The sequence below is a fragment of the Paraburkholderia lebeckiae genome (assembly GCF_050436325.1).
GTDB lineage: Bacteria > Pseudomonadota > Gammaproteobacteria > Burkholderiales > Burkholderiaceae > Paraburkholderia > Paraburkholderia tuberum.
The window spans coordinates 31,702-49,456 of the sequence record NZ_JBNDLZ010000002.1; the positions used below are offsets into that span (position 1 = coordinate 31,702).

17 protein-coding genes and 1 pseudogene are annotated in these 17,755 nt (G+C 62.9%); 13 read left to right on the forward strand and 5 right to left on the reverse strand.

Annotated features, from left to right (window positions below):
• Nucleotides 1-63 precede the first annotated feature (63 nt).
• Entirely contained in the window at nucleotides 64-1,173 is a 1,110-nt protein-coding gene (locus OKW44_RS03140; RefSeq protein ID WP_018425532.1) for a hypothetical protein, read from the forward strand.
• Between the two features lie 66 nt (nucleotides 1,174-1,239).
• On the opposite strand, the gene OKW44_RS03145 is transcribed toward OKW44_RS03140, so the two are convergent.
• Genes OKW44_RS03145 through OKW44_RS03165 form a run of 5 tightly spaced genes read right to left on the reverse strand, consistent with a single transcriptional unit; the run spans nucleotide 1,240 to nucleotide 5,808 of the window.
• Nucleotides 1,240-2,016 (reverse strand): enoyl-CoA hydratase-related protein, encoded by a 777-nt coding sequence (locus OKW44_RS03145; RefSeq protein ID WP_018425531.1) that lies wholly within the window; start codon nucleotides 2,014-2,016, stop codon nucleotides 1,240-1,242.
• 43 nt (nucleotides 2,017-2,059) lie between these two features.
• The gene (locus OKW44_RS03150; RefSeq protein ID WP_018425530.1) at nucleotides 2,060-2,824 is read right to left on the reverse strand and encodes a glucose 1-dehydrogenase; all 765 of its coding nucleotides are present in this window, start codon (nucleotides 2,822-2,824) and stop codon (nucleotides 2,060-2,062) included.
• Nucleotides 2,825-2,862: 38 nt separating this feature from the next.
• Entirely contained in the window at nucleotides 2,863-4,116 is a 1,254-nt protein-coding gene (locus OKW44_RS03155; RefSeq protein ID WP_018425529.1) for a CaiB/BaiF CoA transferase family protein, read from the reverse strand.
• A 2-nt stretch (nucleotides 4,117-4,118) separates the two neighbouring features.
• Entirely contained in the window at nucleotides 4,119-4,595 is a 477-nt protein-coding gene (locus OKW44_RS03160) for a MaoC family dehydratase (RefSeq protein ID WP_018425528.1), read from the reverse strand.
• A 49-nt stretch (nucleotides 4,596-4,644) separates the two neighbouring features.
• Nucleotides 4,645-5,808 carry an acyl-CoA dehydrogenase family protein gene (locus OKW44_RS03165; protein ID WP_026226713.1) on the reverse strand — a complete coding sequence of 388 codons (1,164 nt, stop codon included), beginning with the start codon at nucleotides 5,806-5,808 and terminating at the stop codon, nucleotides 4,645-4,647.
• 384 nt (nucleotides 5,809-6,192) lie between these two features.
• On the opposite strand from OKW44_RS03165, the gene OKW44_RS03170 reads away from it, so the two are divergent.
• The 12 genes and pseudogenes from OKW44_RS03170 (at nucleotide 6,193) to OKW44_RS03225 (ending at nucleotide 17,718) form a co-directional block, all read left to right on the forward strand.
• Nucleotides 6,193-6,558 (forward strand): Zn-ribbon domain-containing OB-fold protein, encoded by a 366-nt coding sequence (locus OKW44_RS03170; RefSeq protein WP_018425526.1) that lies wholly within the window; start codon nucleotides 6,193-6,195, stop codon nucleotides 6,556-6,558.
• Nucleotides 6,559-6,617: 59 nt separating this feature from the next.
• Nucleotides 6,618-7,769, forward strand: a complete 1,152-nt coding sequence (locus OKW44_RS03175) for a thiolase family protein (protein ID WP_018425525.1) — start codon at nucleotides 6,618-6,620, stop codon at nucleotides 7,767-7,769.
• A gap of 105 nt (nucleotides 7,770-7,874) precedes the next feature.
• Entirely contained in the window at nucleotides 7,875-8,675 is an 801-nt protein-coding gene (locus OKW44_RS03180) for an enoyl-CoA hydratase/isomerase family protein (RefSeq protein ID WP_018425524.1), read from the forward strand.
• An 11-nt stretch (nucleotides 8,676-8,686) separates the two neighbouring features.
• Entirely contained in the window at nucleotides 8,687-9,493 is an 807-nt protein-coding gene (locus OKW44_RS03185) for an enoyl-CoA hydratase/isomerase family protein (protein WP_018425523.1), read from the forward strand.
• A 17-nt stretch (nucleotides 9,494-9,510) separates the two neighbouring features.
• Nucleotides 9,511-10,326: an enoyl-CoA hydratase/isomerase family protein gene (locus OKW44_RS03190; protein ID WP_026226712.1), complete on the forward strand. Its 816-nt coding sequence runs from the start codon at nucleotides 9,511-9,513 to the stop codon at nucleotides 10,324-10,326.
• A 44-nt stretch (nucleotides 10,327-10,370) separates the two neighbouring features.
• A complete protein-coding gene (locus OKW44_RS03195) occupies nucleotides 10,371-11,225 on the forward strand; it encodes an SDR family oxidoreductase (protein WP_018425521.1) in 855 nt (284 codons plus the stop codon).
• 3 nt (nucleotides 11,226-11,228) lie between these two features.
• Nucleotides 11,229-12,371: a CaiB/BaiF CoA transferase family protein gene (locus tag OKW44_RS03200; protein ID WP_026226711.1), complete on the forward strand. Its 1,143-nt coding sequence runs from the start codon at nucleotides 11,229-11,231 to the stop codon at nucleotides 12,369-12,371.
• A gap of 43 nt (nucleotides 12,372-12,414) precedes the next feature.
• On the forward strand, nucleotides 12,415-13,614 hold the full coding sequence (locus OKW44_RS03205; RefSeq protein WP_018425519.1) for an acyl-CoA dehydrogenase family protein: 1,200 nt from the start codon (nucleotides 12,415-12,417) through the stop codon (nucleotides 13,612-13,614).
• 31 nt (nucleotides 13,615-13,645) lie between these two features.
• Nucleotides 13,646-14,800, forward strand: a complete 1,155-nt coding sequence (locus tag OKW44_RS03210) for an acyl-CoA dehydrogenase family protein (RefSeq protein WP_018425518.1) — start codon at nucleotides 13,646-13,648, stop codon at nucleotides 14,798-14,800.
• A gap of 34 nt (nucleotides 14,801-14,834) precedes the next feature.
• The gene (locus OKW44_RS03215; RefSeq protein WP_018425517.1) at nucleotides 14,835-16,001 is read left to right on the forward strand and encodes an acyl-CoA dehydrogenase family protein; all 1,167 of its coding nucleotides are present in this window, start codon (nucleotides 14,835-14,837) and stop codon (nucleotides 15,999-16,001) included.
• A 17-nt stretch (nucleotides 16,002-16,018) separates the two neighbouring features.
• Nucleotides 16,019-16,825: an enoyl-CoA hydratase gene (locus OKW44_RS03220; RefSeq protein ID WP_018425516.1), complete on the forward strand. Its 807-nt coding sequence runs from the start codon at nucleotides 16,019-16,021 to the stop codon at nucleotides 16,823-16,825.
• A gap of 22 nt (nucleotides 16,826-16,847) precedes the next feature.
• Nucleotides 16,848-17,718: pseudogene (locus OKW44_RS03225) on the forward strand (MaoC/PaaZ C-terminal domain-containing protein).
• Nucleotides 17,719-17,755: the final 37 nt, after the last annotated feature.

Below are 17,755 nucleotides of genomic sequence, written 5' to 3' on the forward strand. Positions count from 1 at the left end.
GGGCGGGCGCGTGGCCAGACGAGCGGATCGACCGGTTTTCAGCCACGCGCGAGGATACCTATAGTGAGCCGCTCCAACTACTTCATCATCGTGACGGGTGTAACGACCATGAGCGACACCAAACTATCCATGCCGCGCCGCGGCGACTTTGGCTGGCAGCCTCTTGTCAGCGCCTTCGAGCCCACCATCGAGGACATGCTGTCCAATCGCGCCTACTTCGGCATGCCGCCCGAAGCGCTCTACCTGTGGGGAACGCTGCGCGACGAGGATGGCGAGATCTATTGCCCGATGCGGCGGATTCCCGCTGGCCTGCGGACCGACGCGAAGGACACGCGGCGGCGTTTCTACCTGTGCACGACGCTCGGCCACGACGACGGCATGCATATGCATCCGGTAGGTAAGGAATCGGTGCCGAACGATGGATTCGCAAGAACGCTCGAAGAGGAGCGCATTCACTGGCGAAGCCACCCGCAGGCGCCCGGCAATCGCTTTCACGTCACCTGGACGCCCGAGGATTGCAGTTGGTACGAAGAGAACGGCATGGATATCAAGGGCAAGCTCGTCAAGCCCGGCATGCACTGGTATCTGCCGGGCCGCGACGCGGGCATGTACTACGTCGCGAACATCTTCGAGATGGAAGGGACGATACTCGGAAAGAAGGTACGTGGCATGATCGGCTTCGATCCGATCCATATGTACGAGGGCGGCGAGATCTACAAGACGAAAGATGCGCTGGTGCAGGAGAAGCTGGAACTCGTCTGGTACACGTGGGCGACGCGTTATAAGGATGGCAGCATCGACTTCGGGCACTTCACGCTCGGTAACGACATGTTCGGCTTCGCGATTCTCGGCAACGAGAAAGGCGAGGTGCGCTTTACCTATGACGTGACGGGCACCATCGATTTCGGCGCGAATGGGTATTGGCAGGAAGGCATCCGTTACTCAGCGTTCGGCGAAGAGTGGGAGTTCATGCCCGATCCGCGCGGGCGTCTGGTCGGTCTCGGGACGCTCAAGAATCCGCAGGTGGACGGCCGCTGGCGGCGCGTGGGCGATGCGCGCGAGCCTGACGTGTGGTTCGCATGGGGCGAAGCCGCCCCTGAGCATGGCAGCCGCCCCATCAACCGGCTCCCGGGGCTTGGCACGCGTGTCGGCGTGAACTTCCGCAAATACTGAACTTCGGCGCTTATGCGCAAAGGGCGACGCCGAAGCTGAGCGTCGCCCTGCCGGCATTTCCGCCGGTCACTTCACGTATTTGCGAAACTCCGGCTTGCGCTTTTCGCGGAACGCATTGCCGCCTTCCTTCGATTCGTCCGTGTCGTAGTACATCGCAAGCGCCTGCATCGCGAACGCGCCGATGCCGCGGATGTTCTCGGTATCGATATTGAACGAGCGCTTTGCGAGCGCAATAGCGGTGGGGCTCATCTGCAGAATCTCGTCGCACCACTTCTTCGTTTCGGCGTCGAGTTGCTCCGCGGGTACGACGGCGTTGATGAGACCCCAGTCGAGCGCCTGTTTAGCGCTGTATTTGCGGCACAGGTACCAGATTTCGCGCGCGCGCTTCTCGCCGACGATGCGCGCGAGGTAGGCGGTGCCGAAGCCCGGATCGACCGACCCGACCTTCGGGCCGACCTGACCGAAGACCGCGGTCTCGGCAGCGATGGCGAGATCGCAGAGCGTCACCAGCACGTTGCCACCGCCGATTGCATAGCCGTTCACGCGTGCGATCACGGGCTTCGGAATGTCGCGGATGATGCTTTGCAGTTCCTCGATCGGCAGGCCGACGGTGCCGCGCCCGTTGTAGCCGTCGCCAGACTGGTCGCCGCCCGTGCAGAACGCCTTGTCGCCGGCGCCCGTGAGCACCACGACACCGATATCCTTGTTCCATCCCGCCGCGCCGAAGGCCTTGATGAGCTCCTCGACGGTGTTGGCGCTGAATGCGTTGTACACCTTCGGGCGATTGATGGTGATCGTCGCGACCCCGTCCGCCTCCTGATAGCCGATGTCCTTGAATTCCATGTCGTATTCCAATGTTGTTGATTGATTGCGTTCGCGCTGCCGTCTATCCGGCCATCGTCAGACCGCCCGACACGCTGATGACCTGACCGCTGATGAACGCGGCGTCGTCACTCGCGAGAAAGGCCACCACGCCCGGGATGTCGCCAGGTTCGCCCATGCGGCCGAACGGCACGGCCTTCACGAGGGCGGCCTTGATGCGCTCGCCTTTCTCGCCCTGCGCGAGGTTGTCGAGAAGCGGGGTCGCGGTCGGGCCGGGGCAAACGACGTTGACGGGAATCATCTGGCGGGCCATTTCGCGTGCCATCGTCTTCGTGAAGGCGATGAGGCCGCCTTTGCAGAACGAGTACACCGCTTCCATCGAGGAGCCCACGCGTCCCGCATCCGACGAGATGTTGACGACGCGGCCACGGCCACGTTCGGCCATCCGTCGCAGCACGGCATGGTGCATGTTCAGCGGTCCGTACAGATTGATCGCCACCACCTTGTCCCAGAACGGTTTCTCGGTTTGCAGGAAGAACGCACCCATGTCCCAGCCGGCGTTGTTCACGAGAACCTCGATCGGTCCCAGTTCTTCCTCGACTCTCGCCACCGCGGCATGCACACCTTCGTGATCCGTGATGTCGACGCGGTAGGCTCGCGCCTTGCCGCCCGCCGCCTCAATTTCCGCCGCGACACGCACGGCGCCTTCTTCGTTCAGGTCGAACAGCGCGACGGTCGAACCTTCGTCGCCGAATCGTCTGCTAATGGCGGTTCCGATCCCACCTGCCGCGCCAGTGACGACGACGACCTTCTCCTTGAGCCCCTTCATTGATTCCCTCCGTGATGTGCGAGGCGCTGTCGCGCCAGTTAATCCTTGCTCAGCGCTTCCGATACGGCTTCGCCCCTTCCTGTGGCCCGGGCGAGGAGCGCGCTCGCTTCGTCCGCGCTATATCCCGCTTCGACCAGAACCTGGATGCTGTGCTCGCCGAGATTCGGCGGCAGATAGCGAACGTTGCCGGGCGACTCGGAGAAGTGCACCGGTATCGAGGTCATGACCATGTCGCCTTCGGTCGGGTGCTCGAAGCGCTGGAAGAACCCGGTCTCCTTGATGTACGCGTCGTGCATCAGGTCTTTCAGGTCGCGCACGGGACCGTGCGGCACGTCCGCCGAGGCGAAGATCGCATTCCATTCCGCAGTCGTCTTGTTGCGGATGGCGTCGCCGACGATGCGATAAAGCTCGCTGATGTTGCGCATACGCTCGGTCATGTGACGAAAGCGCGGGTCGTCGAGCAGATGCGCTGCATCGATTGCGCACAGCACGCGGCGCCATTGCTCGTTATTCACGGCGAGCAGGCAGATATGCCCGTCTTTTGTCGCGTAGGGCCGGCGGTGCGGCGAGAACATGCGCGGATAGCCCAGGCCGCTTCCGTCATTGGAGCCCAGCGCACCTTCCCAAAGATGCTCGAACAGGTTGAATTGCAGCATCGTTTCGAACATCGGCACATGGACGAGCTGGCCGACACCGGTCCGCTCGCGGTGATAGAGCGCCATGCCGATCGACGACGCCAGCACGTAGCCGCAGAACTTGTCGACGATCACGGTGGGGAAGTATCGCGGCGAGCCGTCCGCGTCGCGGTTCATCGCGGCAATGCCGGTTTCGCCCTGAATCACGTCGTCGAAAGCGGGGCGGTCTTTGTAGGGTCCGTCGATTCGATAGCCGGCACCCGACGCGTACACGATGCGTGGGTTGCGCGCCCGCACGGTTTCATAGTCGATGCCGAGGCGCTCGGCGGCGCTCGGGCGCATGCTGTGCACGATGACGTCGGCGGTCTCGACGAGCTTGAGCAGCGCTTCGCGGCATTCGGCCTGCTTCAGGTTCAGGATCACGCTGCGCTTGTTGCGGTTCATGATCGTATAGAACACTGCCATGTCGGGATTGCGGCCAGGGCCATTCTTGCGGTTCTGGTCGCCTTCGGGCGGTTCGATCTTGATGACGTCCGCGCCCATGTCGCCGAGTAGCTGCGTGGCGACCGGACCGAGCACGTTGATGGTCAGGTCGATCACGCGGACACCGGCTAACGGGCCGGTCGCCGGTTCGAGGGGTTGTTGGGGATTTTCCATGCTCAGGCCTTGTACTCCTTGCCTTTAACGAGCCTGAGCGGCGTGTACACCATCACTTCCGTGCCGTCCTGCTTCATCACGCGGTTGCGGGTGCGCACCAGCCCAAGTCCGGGGCGCCCCTTGCTAGGCCTGCATTCGATCACCTCGCATTCCACGTGAATCGTGTCGCCCACATAGGTCGGGCCTTTGATGTCGAGTTCCATGTTGAGGAACGCGAAGCCGACGCCCTGCATGGTGGCCTGCGTGAGCAGCCCTTCCATCAGCGTGAAGACCAGCGCGCCCGGCGCGACGCGCCCCTTGATGGCCGACTGCTCGCGAAGAAACTCGATGTTGGTGAACAGAACTTCCAGCATGCCGGTCACCGAAACAAAATTCACGACATCCGTTTCGGTCACCGTGCGGCCCACGGTCTTGAACTTGCGTCCAACGGGCAGGTCCTCCCAGTGAATTCCCAGACCAACCGTTTCGATTTCTTCCATTGTCTGTCCTCTGTCGTTGTCGGCTCGGCTGTTAGCTGAGCTGTCGTTGTCAGTTCTTCCTGATGCGGCCCAGCACGCTGTCCGCGACGATGTTGCGTTGGATCTGGTTGGTGCCTTCAATGATCTGCACCACCTTCGCGTCGCGGAAATAACGGTTGATCGGGTACTCGTTGGAGATGCCTGCGGCGCCGAATAGCTGCACGGCATCGGTCGCGACCTTCATGGCGACATCCGACGCGAACATCTTCGCCATCGCCGCCATTGGGGCGAGCTCGCGGCCGCTAACGCCCGCATCGACGAGCGACGCCGTGCGATAGACGAGTTGGCGCGCGGCCTCGGTCTGGGTGACCATGTCAGCGATCATCCAGCGCACACCCTGAAAGTTGCTGATGCTCTGGCCGAATGCAACGCGGTCCTGAATGAATTTGACGGTGTGATCGATCGCGCCCTGCGCGATGCCAACCGCGCGCGCGGCCACGATGGGACGGCTCGTGTTGAGCGCCTCCATTGCCACCTTGAACCCCTGGCCGCCTTCCGGCCCGAGACGGTCTTCCGCGCGGATGAAGGCGTCGTCGAAATAAAGGGGGCACGACGCCACGCCGCGCGCGCCCATCTTGTCTTCTTCGTTGCCGATCGTCAGGCCCGGCGTGTTGCGATCGACGATGAAAAGATTGATCCCCAGCGCCTGTCCTTCCTCGTCGAGTGTCCTGGCGGCGACGAGAATGAAGTCGGCGATATGCGAATTCGTGCACCAGATCTTTGAGCCGTTGAGCACATAGCCGCCGTTCTTGCGGCGCGCTGTCGTGCGAATGCCCGAAACGTCGGAGCCGCTTTGAGCCTCGGTAATGGACAGCGCACCGCGCAACTCACCGGAGGCGAGACCCGGCAGCAGGCGAGCCTTCTGCTCTTCGGTGCCGCCTTCGAGAATCGCTCCGAAGGGTGTCCATTGCACGACCAGCAGATAGCCCGTGTTGTAGCAAACCCGCCCGAACTCCTCGACCGCGATGCAGGCCGACATCACGCTGCCGGCGCCGCCATACGCTTCGGGAAACGGCAACGTGAAGAGGCCAAGTTCCTTGAGCAGTGCGTACATGTCGTGCGGATACCCGGCCGTACGGTCGATCTCGTCGGCCCGCGGCGCCACGCGCTCCCTTGCGACGCGACGGATGAGGTCGCGGATCTGAAGTTGGTCGTCTGTTAGTTCGTATGTCACTTCGAGCTCTCTTGCTAACGGTTTTTTCGGACCGGCCCCGGATTCGTCTCCGGAGTGGGGATACGTCGCCCCGCCGACCACTTCCTGATCACATTCGAAGTCTTCACGTTTATGAACAATGTTCGATAAATTAAACGAAGGGCCAGGTGATCGTCAAGCGCTGAAACCGGCTCCCGCGGGTTTGTCCGAGGTGCGTCGGGAATTTGGTCGGGATGTAGTTTCAGCCTTGCGCGACGGGGCACGGCAGGGCTTTCCCGCCGTTGACAGCGCGCTCCCAGTGCGTTTAAGATTTGGAACAGTGTTCGGTTATTTGTTCCAATTTGGCCCGACAGAGCGGCTCGATTCGGCGCGAGCCCATGGCAAAACGATTCGGAGGAGCGGGGAATGGACTCTCTTTGTCCTGAAGTCGATTATCAGAAATTCCTGGCCGAGGGCCGCTTGATGATCCAGCGCAGCCGCGGCAGCGGCCGCTATGTCTTCTACCCGCGGGTGGCTGAGCCGGTTACCGGGATGCGCGATCTGGAGTGGGTCGAAGCCTGCGGGAAGGGTACGGTTTATTCCACTACCGTGGTGCGCCAGAAATCGCCCACGCCCAGCTACAACGTCGCAGTGATCGATCTGGAAGAAGGTGTGCGCATGCTGAGTTGTGTGGAGGGCATCGAGCCGGAGGCCGTGCGCATTGGCATGCCGGTGCAGGCGAAGATCGTGTACCGAGGGGATGCGGCATTGCTTGTGTTCGAACCAGCCTGACGCCCGCTAACCTGCAGCCGGCCGTCAACAGCCGGTCACACCGATGAAAGGTAGATCGAATGGAATTCAACTTGCGCGGGCGTACCGCACTGGTGGCAGGCGCCACCTATGGGATGGGGGAAGCACCCGGCTTGTCGTCGCTGGACCTTGCTGCGCGTGCGTCCGTTGACGCGCTCGCCCAGGTGGGACTTACGCCTGGCGATGTAGACGGCCTTTTCGTGTGCACGCCGGACGACATGCTGTCGGGGATCACGTTTGCCGAATACCTCGGTATTAACCCGAAGTTCACCGACAACAACCGAAGCGGCGGATCGGCGTTCGAAATCTACGCGCACACGGCGGCCATGGCGTTGTGTACGGGACAGATCGATGTTGCCTTGATTGCATATGGGAGCAATCAGCGCAGCGCGGCGGGCAAGCTCGTGCAGTCGTCGCGTCCTTCGCCGTGGGAGAGCCCGTATAAGCCGATGAATCCGGTGTCGTCGTATGCGCTTGCGGCAGCGCGTCATATGCATCAGTACGGCACGAAGCGTGAGCATCTGGCCGAGGTGGCTGTAGCCGCGCGCAAGTGGGCGCAACTGAATCCGGATGCGTATATGCGCACGCCCCTGTCGATCGACGACGTGATGGGCGCGCGCCTCGTGTCGGATCCGCTTTCCGTGCGCGATTGCTGCCTCGTGACGGATGGCGCGGCAGCGATCATCATGGTGCGCGCCGATCGAGCGCGTGATCTCACCGACAAGCCGGTGTATCTGCTCGGCGCGGCTTCGGCCACTTCGCACCGCGAAATCGCGAGCATGCCGGATCTCACCGTGACTGCCGCAGCGGAATCGGGCAGGCGTGCGTATCACATGGCGGGTGTGAAGGCGAACGATATCGATGTCGCGATGCTGTATGACGCCTTCACGATCAACACCATCCTGTTTCTCGAAGACCTCGGCTTTTGCCCTAAAGGCGAAGGCGGCCACTTCGTTTCAGACGGCGGCATCGCGCCGGGCGGCCGACTCGCGGTCAACACGAACGGCGGCGGTTTGTCCTGCGTTCATCCCGGCATGTATGGGCTGTTCCTGATGGAAGAATCGATGCGGCAATTGACGGGCCGCGCTGGTGAGCGCCAGATACCCGGTGCGAAGCTGGCGATCGCGCACGGTAACGGTGGTGTGCTCTCGAGCCAGGCTACGGTGATTCTCGGGACGCAGGAAACCCTGTAAAGACACGCTGTGAGACACGCCGCCCGCCAGGGTCACTGTCAACAGCTTTGCATGGGATCGGAGTAAGCGCTAAAGCGCTAACCCCGATCGACAGGAGACGGACAGATGAGCGAAGAGACCAGCAGCGACGCAGCAGAGATCGTACAGGTCCGGCAAGACGGTGCAATCGCGATCGTCACATTGAACTATCCCCAACGGCGAAACGCGTTTTCGCTAAAGATGCGCGAGACGTTGTACGCGCGGCTTTATCGCCTGATGCATCAGGAGGAAACCTGCCGTGCGATCGTACTGACCGGCGCGGGCAATACGTTTTGCGCGGGTGGGGACATCTCGGAGATGCAGACGCGCAAGGTGCTCGAATATCGACAGCGCAATGAACTGCCGCTCGGTATCTTCAGACTGATGGTGGGAGGCCCGAAAGCGATCGTCGCCGCCGTCGAAGGGTTTGCGTTTGGCGCTGGTCTGTCGCTCGCCGCTGCTTGCGATCATGTCGTCACATCATCGGCCGCGCGCTATGCGAGCGCGTTCGTCAAGGTCGGGCTGCTGCCCGATACGGGGCTCTATTGGTCGTTGTCGCAGCGCGTGGGCGGTGGCCTTGCACGCGAGCTCATGTTGAGTGCTCGTGAGTTCAACGGCGTCGAAGCGGGCGAGACCGGTTTTGCCAATCAGGTCGTCGAGCCCGGCGAGGCGCTGAAGGCGGCCTCGAAGGTGGCGCAACAGTACGCGGAACTGCCCTCGGTGGCCACCGCGCACCTGAAGGCCGCGCTCGCGACGGGCATCCGTACGCTCGACGACGCCATCGAAGCGGAGGTGAACCTGCAGCCCATCCTGCGCCGCAGCCGCGAACACCAGGAGGCCGTGAGCGCCTTCATGGAAAAGCGCAAGCCGGTGTTCGTGGCCGACTGAAGGAAGCCAACATGAGCGAAAAAGAAACGGCGGGAAACGATACGACGTCGCTGATCGAGGTGACCCGAGAGGGACCGGTCGCGATCGTGACGCTAAACAATCCCCGACGCCGCAACGCGATGGGACGTCAGATGCGTCAGTTGTTGCGCGACACGATGCATCGCCTGATGGTCGACGATCCGGACTCGCGGGCAATCGTCCTGACGGGCGCGGGCGAGCACTTTTGCGCCGGCGCCGACATCTCCGAGATGACGAAGCGCACGATCCTGCAAAGCCGCGAGATTCTGGCGGAGTCGTGCGTGGTAGTGCGTGAAATGCAGGCCGGACCCAAGCCGGTCGTGGCGGCCGTGGAAGGCGTAGCCTTCGGCGCCGGGCTGTCGCTCGCGGTCGCGACCGACTATGTCGTGGCTGCATCGAATGCACGCTTTTGCGCGGCGTTTCTGCGCGTCGGCCTGATTCCGGATACAGGTATTCTGTGGACGCTTCCGAAGCGCATCGGCATGGCTCGCGCGAGGGAGATGCTCTCGCTCGCCGCTGAAATCGACGGCGACAAGGCCGGCACGATTCACCTTGCCAATGAAGTCGTCGGGCCGGGTGCTGCGCGCGCAAAGGCAATCGAAGTTGCGCGCGGTCTTGCCGACTTGCCGCCGCTCGGCGTGGCGCTGCTGAAGGACGCGCTGACCAACGCCGCGACGACCATGGAAGGCGCGCTGCGAGCCGAGATCGACTATCAGCCCATCCTGCGTCAGTCGAAAGACCATCAGGCTGCCTGCAAGGCGTTTATGGAAAAGACCAAACCGGTCTTCACGGGTGAGTGAGCGCGGGGAGCAATGCGATGAGTATCGAGCAGAAGGAACAGGCCGCGGGCGCCGACGAGATCGTGCAGGTGCGCCGTCAAGGCGACGTGACCATTGTCACGATGAACTATCCCGAGCGCCGCAACGCATTCTCCATGAGGATGCGCGTTGCGCTGACGGAGGTCTTGCACCGGCTAATGCACGACGATCCGCAAACGCGCGCCATTGTGCTGACAGGCGCGGGCGGCCATTTTTGCGCGGGCGGCGACCTGTCCGAAATGCACGCGACCACTCTACAGTTGTTGGCGCTTCGTGAGCGTATCGCGGTGGGCGTGCGTCTGTTCAAGCTGATTTATACGGGCACGAAGCCGGTCGTCGCGGCGGTGGAGGGCACGTGCTATGGAGCGGGGCTGTCGCTGGCCGCTGCATGCGATGTCGTGGTCGGTGCCGATACCGCGAAATACTCATGTGCGTTCGGCAAGGTCGGACTGCTTCCCGACACTGGAATTCTATGGACACTGCCGCAAAAGGTCGGCGGCAGCAAGGCGCGTGAGTTGATGCTGAAAGGCGATGTCATTGACTCGGCCACGGCGCGCCGCATCGGCCTGGTCAGCGAGGTGGTCGCGAGCGGCGGCGCGCTCGATGCGGCGATCGAGGCCGCGGCGCGCTTCGCGAACTATCCGCCAGTGACGCTGGCACTCCTGAAGGCGAGCCTCGTCACTGCGGGCAATTCGATCGAAGATGCGTGCCGCCTCGAAACTGACCTCAATCCGCTGACCCGTCAAACGAGCGACCACGCGGAGGCGGTGACGGCCTTCATGGAAAAACGCAAGCCGGTTTTCACGGGTGCCTGACGCTGCCATTCTCCATTGCTGTCTCTACTGGAAGTTCAACGCATATGTTTACGCCTGACCTGCTGAAGGACAAAAGAATCCTCATCACCGGAGGAGGCACCGGCCTTGGTAAGAGTATCGGCTTGCGCTACCTCGAACTGGGCGCCGATCTCGTCATCTGCGGTCGCCGCAAGGAAGTGCTGGACGCGACGGCCGACGAGTTTCGCGGCGTCGTGCCTGGCGCGCGTGTCACGACGGTGCAGGCGGACGTGCGCAGCGCCGAGTCCGTCGAGTCGATGATGGAGACGATCTGGCGGGATGGTCCGCTCGACGTATTGCTGAACAACGCGGCGGCCAACTTCATCGCGCGCACGGAAAGCCTGTCGGCGCGCGCGGTGGATGCGGTGCTCGACATCGTGCTGCACGGCAGCTTCTATTGCACGATCGCGGCGGGCAAGCGCTGGATCGACGAGGGTCACCCGGGCAACGTGATCAGTACCGTCTCGACGCCCACGATGACCGGCTCGGCCTTTACCGTGCCGTCCGCGGCCGCGAAGGCGGGTATTCTCGCCATGACCCGCAGCCTTGCGGTCGAGTGGGGCCCGAAGGGCATTCGCCTGAACGCGGTGGCGCCCGGACTGTTCCCGACGCCGGGCGCATGGGAGCAGTTGTACCCGCCGGGCTCGCAGGTCGAGCCGCAGGAGCGCTCGGTGCCGCTGCGGCGCTTCGGCGATCACGCGGAACTTGCCAATCTCTACGCTTATCTTGCGTCCAATGGCTCCGGCTACATCACCGGCGACATGATCGTGATCGACGGCGGCCGCTGGATGCAGGGGGTTGGCGGCCCGACCTTCCGCGCGATGCAGGACTGGACCGACGAGCAATGGGACGCCATGCGCGCCCACGCTCGCAAGGGTTGAACCATGGGTCCGCTTGCAGGAGTTCGAATCATCGAGCTGGCCGGCATCGGCCCGGGGCCCATGGCGGCGATGCTGCTCGCCGATCTGGGTGCGACGGTGTTGCGCATCGAACGTCGCCAGCCTGTCAAGCTCGGTATCGAGCGTCCGCTGCGCTACAACCTGTTGCTGCGCAACCGAAAGACGATTGCGCTCGACCTGAAAGACCCGGAGGCCGTCGAACTCGTGCTCACGCTGGTGGAGCGCGCCGATGCCCTGATAGAAGGTTTCCGACCCGGCGTGACCGAGCGACTCGGGCTGGGTCCGCAGGCCTGCCTCGAACGCAATCCGAAGCTCGCCTACGGACGCATCACGGGATGGGGCCAGGAAGGTCCGCTCGCGCAGTACGCCGGTCATGACCTGAACTACATCGCGATCACCGGCGTCCTCAACGCAATTGGCCGCCGCGATCAGCCACCGTCGATACCGCTGAATCTGATCGGCGACTATGCGGGCGGTTCGCTTTACCTTGCAATGGGGCTCCTGTCGGCGATCCTGCATGCGCGCAACGGCGGCGCGGGACAGATCGTGGATGCCGCGATCGTCGACGGCACGGCCAACCTTGCTACCACGTTCTTCGGCATGCAGGCTGCCGGCATCTGGCGCGACGGGCGCGGGACGAATATCACGGATTCGGGATCGCACTTCTACGACGTTTATGAATGCGCGGACGGCAAGTGGATTACGGTCGGCCCCATCGAGGACAAGTTCTATCTCGAACTCCTCCGCCTGCTCGACATCGATCCGCGAACGCTGGGGACGCAGCTCGACGCAAGCAACTGGCCCGCCGCGCGCACACTGTTCGCGCTGAAATTCAAGAGACGCACACGCGAGCAATGGACCACCTTGCTCGAACACACGGACGCGTGCTTCGCACCGGTTCTGTCGTGGACCGAGGCACCCGAGCATGCGCATCTGAAGGCGCGCGGCACATTCATCGAAGTGGACGGCATCGTGCAGCCCGCGCCGGCGCCGCGCTTCTCCGCCACGGTGCCCGCGAAGCCGACGGCGCCCGAGGCGCCCGACGCGACCACGATCGACGCCGCGCTGGCGGCATGGCTCGAACCGGGCCGCATTGGCGAGTTGAAAGAAGCGGGAACGCTGGCCTGAGCCGCGCCCGACAGGCGACCCATAAAGACGAAACGAGACACTCATGGATCTGCGATATACCGACGAAGAGCTGGCGTTCCGCAATGAGGTCAGAGCCTTCTTCAAGGAAGCGCTGCCGGCCGACATCCGACGCAAAGCTACCTTGGGGCAGCGCTATTCGGCGGCCGACCTGCGCCGCTGGCAACGCATGCTCTACGAGCGCGGCTGGGCGACGCCAGCGTGGGACAAGGCGTGGGGCGGGACGGGCTGGAGCGCGGTGCAGCAATACATCTTCAAGGAAGAGCTGCACATGGCCCCGGCGCCCGAGACGCTGTCATTCAACGTGAACATGATCGGTCCGGTTTTGATCGCGTTCGGCAGCGAAGAGCAGAAACGCCATTTCCTGCCTCGCATCGCGAGCCTCGAATACTGGTTCTGCCAGGGATTCTCCGAGCCCGGCGCCGGTTCGGACCTGGCCGCGCTGCGAACCCAGGCGGTGCGCGACGGGGACCACTATGTCATCAACGGCCAGAAGCTCTGGACTTCGACGGCGCATCACGCGGACTGGATGTTCTGTCTCGTACGCACGGATTCGAACGGCAAGAAGCAGCAGGGCATCACGTACCTGCTGATCGACATGAAGACACCGGGCCTGACCGTTCGCCCGATCATCACGATCGACGGCCACCATGAAACCAACGAGGTGTTCTTCGACAACGTGCGCGTGCCGGTTGCGAACCGCATTGGCGAGGAGAACAAGGGTTGGGACTACGCGAAGTATCTCCTTGGCAACGAGCGCAGCGGCATTGCGCGCGTGGGCGTTTCGAAGATGCGCGTGCGTCACGCGAAGGATCTTGCGAAGCGCGTGCCCTGTGGCGACGGTGTGCTGTGGGACGACCCGCGTTTTCGCGAACGTGTCGCGGCCGTCGAGGTCGAGCTGAAGGCCCTGGAGATGACGCAGATGCGCGTGATCGCCGAGAGCAGCTCGCAGGAGAGTCATGTGCCCGATCCGAAGACCTCGATCCTGAAGATCAAGGGTTCGGAGCTCCAGCAACTCTCGGCTGAATTGCTCCTCGAGGTGGCAGGGCCGGACGCTTTACCGCTCGATCTCCACTTCCTGCGTGGGCTTGCCGATCCGGTTCGGGAACCCGAATGGGCGCTCACGATCGCGCCGAATCACTACTTCGCGCGCCACGTCTCGATCGTGGGCGGCTCCAACGAGATTCAGAAGAACATTCTCGCCAAGTCCGTACTCGGACTTTGAGCGACGGGCGAACTGCGGAGAAGCATGAGATATGGACTTTGATTTCACCGATGAGCAACGCATGCTCAAGGACAGCGTCGAACGGCTCGTCAAAGACGAGTATGGATTCGAGCAGCGCGCGAAGTATCTCGCTGAGCCGGACGGTTTCAGCCGCGAGCTTTGGGCGCGTTACGCCGACATGGGTCTGTCGGGCCTTTCGTTTGACGAGGAATACGGCGGCAGCAACTGCGGTCCTGTCGAAACGATGATCGTGATGGAGGCGTTGGGGCACGCTCTCGCCGTCGAACCGTATCTTGCGACGGTCGTGCTGGGCGGCGGCTTGGTGCGGCTTGGCGGCAACGCGGCGCAACGTGCGGCGATTCTGCCGCAGATTGCGCAGGGCGAGTTGCAGATGGCGTTCGCACACAGCGAGGCGCAGGCGCGGTATGACCTGGCGGACGTCGCGACCACGGCACGGCGCGAAGCCGCCGGCTGGGTGCTCGACGGCGCCAAGCGCGTTGTCCTCCACGGCGGCAGCGCCGATCTTCTCGTGGTGTCGGCGCGCGTGTCGGGTGGGAGGCGCGAGCGTGACGGCATCGGGCTGTTCGTGGTTAGGGGCGACGCAGAGGGCGTGACGCGCCACCCGTATCCGACGCAAGACCGACTGCGTGCGGCCGACATTCAGTTGTCCGGCGTGCGCGTTCCAGATAGCGACGTTCTGGGCGCGGCGGGCGCCGCGTTGCCGCTGATAGAAACGGTCGTTGCGCACGCCATCGCGGCGGTGAGCGCGGAAGCCGTAGGTGCAATGGCAGCTGCGCACGAAGAAACCGTGGAGTATCTCAAGATCCGCAAGCAGTTTGGCGTGCCTATCGGATCGTTTCAGGCACTCCAGCATCGCGCGGTCGACATGCTCGTCATGGTGGAGCAGGCGCGCAGCATGGCGCTTTTCGCGACCATGATGAGCGAGGAGCCGGACGCGGCGGAACGCGATCGCAGTATGTCGGCGGCGAAAGTGCAGATCGGACGCTCGGGCCGCTTCGTCGGTCAACAAGGCGTGCAATTGCACGGCGGCATCGGGATGACCGAGGAGTGCAAGATCGGTCACTACCTGAGACGCCTGAGCGTGATCGATATCCAGTTCGGTTCGACCGAACATCATCTGACCCGGCTCGCCAATGCAGGCGGACTGATCGATGCAGCAGCGTGAGCCGCGCGTCTAGCCAAGCAAACGGAAACCATTCATGAGCCGAATTTCCCCACCCGATCAATATCAGGAACTGCGCGACGCCTTGCGCGACCTCTCGAAGGAGTACCCGGACGAGTACTGGCGCCGTATCGATCATGAGCGCGTCTATCCCGAGGCGTTTGTGGACGCGCTGACGAAGGCCGGCTGGATGGCCGCGCTCATCCCTCAGGAGTATGGCGGTTCCGGCCTCGGGCTGACTGAGGCGTCCGTGATCATGGAGGAGATCAACCGCAACGGCGGCAACTCTGGCTTTTGTCATGGCCAGATGTACAACATGAATACGCTGCTCAGAAACGGCTCGGAGGCGCAAAAGCGCAAATACCTGCCGAAGATCGCGAGCGGAGAATTGCGTCTGCAATCGATGGCTGTGACCGAACCGACCACCGGAACGGACACGACGAAGCTGAAGACCACTGCTGTAAAAAGAGACGGCCGGTACGTGGTGAACGGCCAGAAGGTGTGGATATCACGCGTGCAGCACTCGGACATGATGATCCTGCTCGCGCGCACCACGCCGTTGTCGGACGTGAAGAAGAAGTCGGATGGGCTGTCGTGCTTTCTCGTGGACCTGCACCAGGCTATCGGCAATGGCCTGACCGTGCGGCCGATTCCGAACATGGTCAATCACGAGACAAACGAACTGTTCTTCGACAATCTGGAGATTCCTGAAGAGAACCTGATCGGCGAGGAAGGCAAGGGCTTCAAGTACATCCTCGACGGACTCAACGCCGAGCGCGCACTGATCGCGGCCGAGTGCATCGGCGACGGCTACTGGTTCGTCGAGCGCGCGTCGAAGTACGCCAGCGAGCGTATCGTGTTCGACCGGCCCATCGGTATGAACCAGGGCATCCAGTTCCCGATCGCCGAGGCATACATCGACGTGCGCGCGGCGGATCTGATGCGCTACAAGGCCTGCGAACTGTTCGATAACCATCAACCGTGCGGCGCCGAAGCGAACATGGCGAAGCATCTCGCGGCCACGGCTTCGTGGAAAACCGCCAATGCCTGTCTGCAGACCCATGGCGGCTTCGGTTTCGCCTGCGAATACGATGTCGAGCGCAAGTTCCGCGAAACGCGGCTCTATCAGGTAGCGCCGATCTCGACTAACCTGATTCTGTCCTACGTCGCCGAGCACGTGCTCGACCTGCCGCGTTCATTCTGAACTTCGAGGAGGAGATCATGCGCTTCGAGACCATTCTGTACGACGTCAAGGACCGGGTAGCGACGATCACGCTGAACCGCCCGGAACACATGAACACCTGGAACGACCAGGTGGCGACCGAGGTGTACGAGGCAATGCAGGCGGCCGGCTCGGACCGTGGCGTTCGCGTGATCGTTTTCACCGGCGCGGGCAAGGCGTTTTGCGCGGGCGGCGATATTCACAGCTTCGGCGGTGATCCCGCCGCGCTCATGACGAAGCTTCCGCGTCCGTTCGATATGCGCAAGCGCGCCGACTGGCAAACGCGCTGCTCTTACTACCCGGCCATTCCGAAGCCGGTGATCGCGATGCTCAACGGCGCCACCGTCGGCATTGGCCTGATCCACGCCCTTTTCTGCGACATCCGCTTTGCGTCCGAAGACGCGACCATCACGACGGCATTCGCGCGCCGCGGCCTGAGCGCGGAATACGGCATGGCCTGGATACTCGCGCGCCACGTCGGCCAGGCGCATGCGCTCGACCTGCTGCTGTCGGGACGAAAGATCAAGGGGCGCGAAGCCGAACGTATGGGACTCGTGAATCGGGCAATTCCGGCGGACAAGCTGGTCGAGGAGACCTACGCGTACGCGCGTGAAATGGCGGAGTACTGCTCGCCGCGCTCGATGCGCATCATGAAGGAGCAGGTCTGGGAGGTGCCGTTCCAGACGCCCCACGAGGCTGTGATGTACGCCGGGTTGGACATGCCGATCGCCAACCAGTGCGATGACTACAAGGAAGGCATGGCTAGCTTTCTCGAGAAGCGCAAGCCCAACTTCACGGACTACTGAGCACACACAGGACTACCACCTCATGCTGAACTATGAAGTCGTCAAGAACTGGCCGATCGAAGATGTCACGCAGACATATAGCGAGCGCGACGTGATGCTGTATTCGCTGGGTCTCGGGTTGGGCGCAGACCCGCTGGACGCCGAACAGCTGCGCTACGTATATGAAAAGGACCTGCAAGCGATGCCGACTTGCGCGGCCGCGTTCGCGTGGCCGAAATCGTGGATGCGCGATTCGCGTACGGGCATCGACTACCTGAAGCTCGTGCACGGTGAGCAGGACGTTCGCTTCATGCGCCCGATGCCGGTTGCAGCGACCATCGTCAGCAAGACGCGGGTGAGCCGCATCTCGGACAAGGGCGCGGGCAAGGGCGCGATCGTCGAACTCAAGCGTGACATCATCGACGCCTTGACCGGCGAACAACTTGCCGAAGTCCGGCAGGTGTCCTTTCTGCGCGGCGACGGAGGGTTCAGCGCGCGGGTCGGGCGCGAGCGACGCGCCGCCCGAAGCGCTTCCGGCTGTGCCGGAGCGCGCGCCGGACGCGGAATACGTGTTTTCGACCGGCGCGCATGCAGCGTTGATCTATCGCCTTTCGGGAGACGCCAACCCGCTGCACGCGGACCCGGAGGTGGCGTCGAAAGCCGGATTCAACCGGCCCATTCTTCACGGCCTCGCGACCTATGGCATCGCGGGTTACGCCGCGATTCGCACCTTCGCGGGCAACGACGCAAAGCGTCTGAAGCGACTCGCCTTGCGCCTGACTGCGCCGGTGTATCCCGGCGAAGAAGTGCGCTTCCAGTTCTGGCGGGACAGTGACACGCGTCTGCATCTGCGGGCGCGCGTCGACGCACGCGATGTGGTGGTGCTGAACAACGGAATCGTGGAAATTGCCTGAAACCGCGGCCCGGCAGCGCCGACGTGCTTTGCCGGGC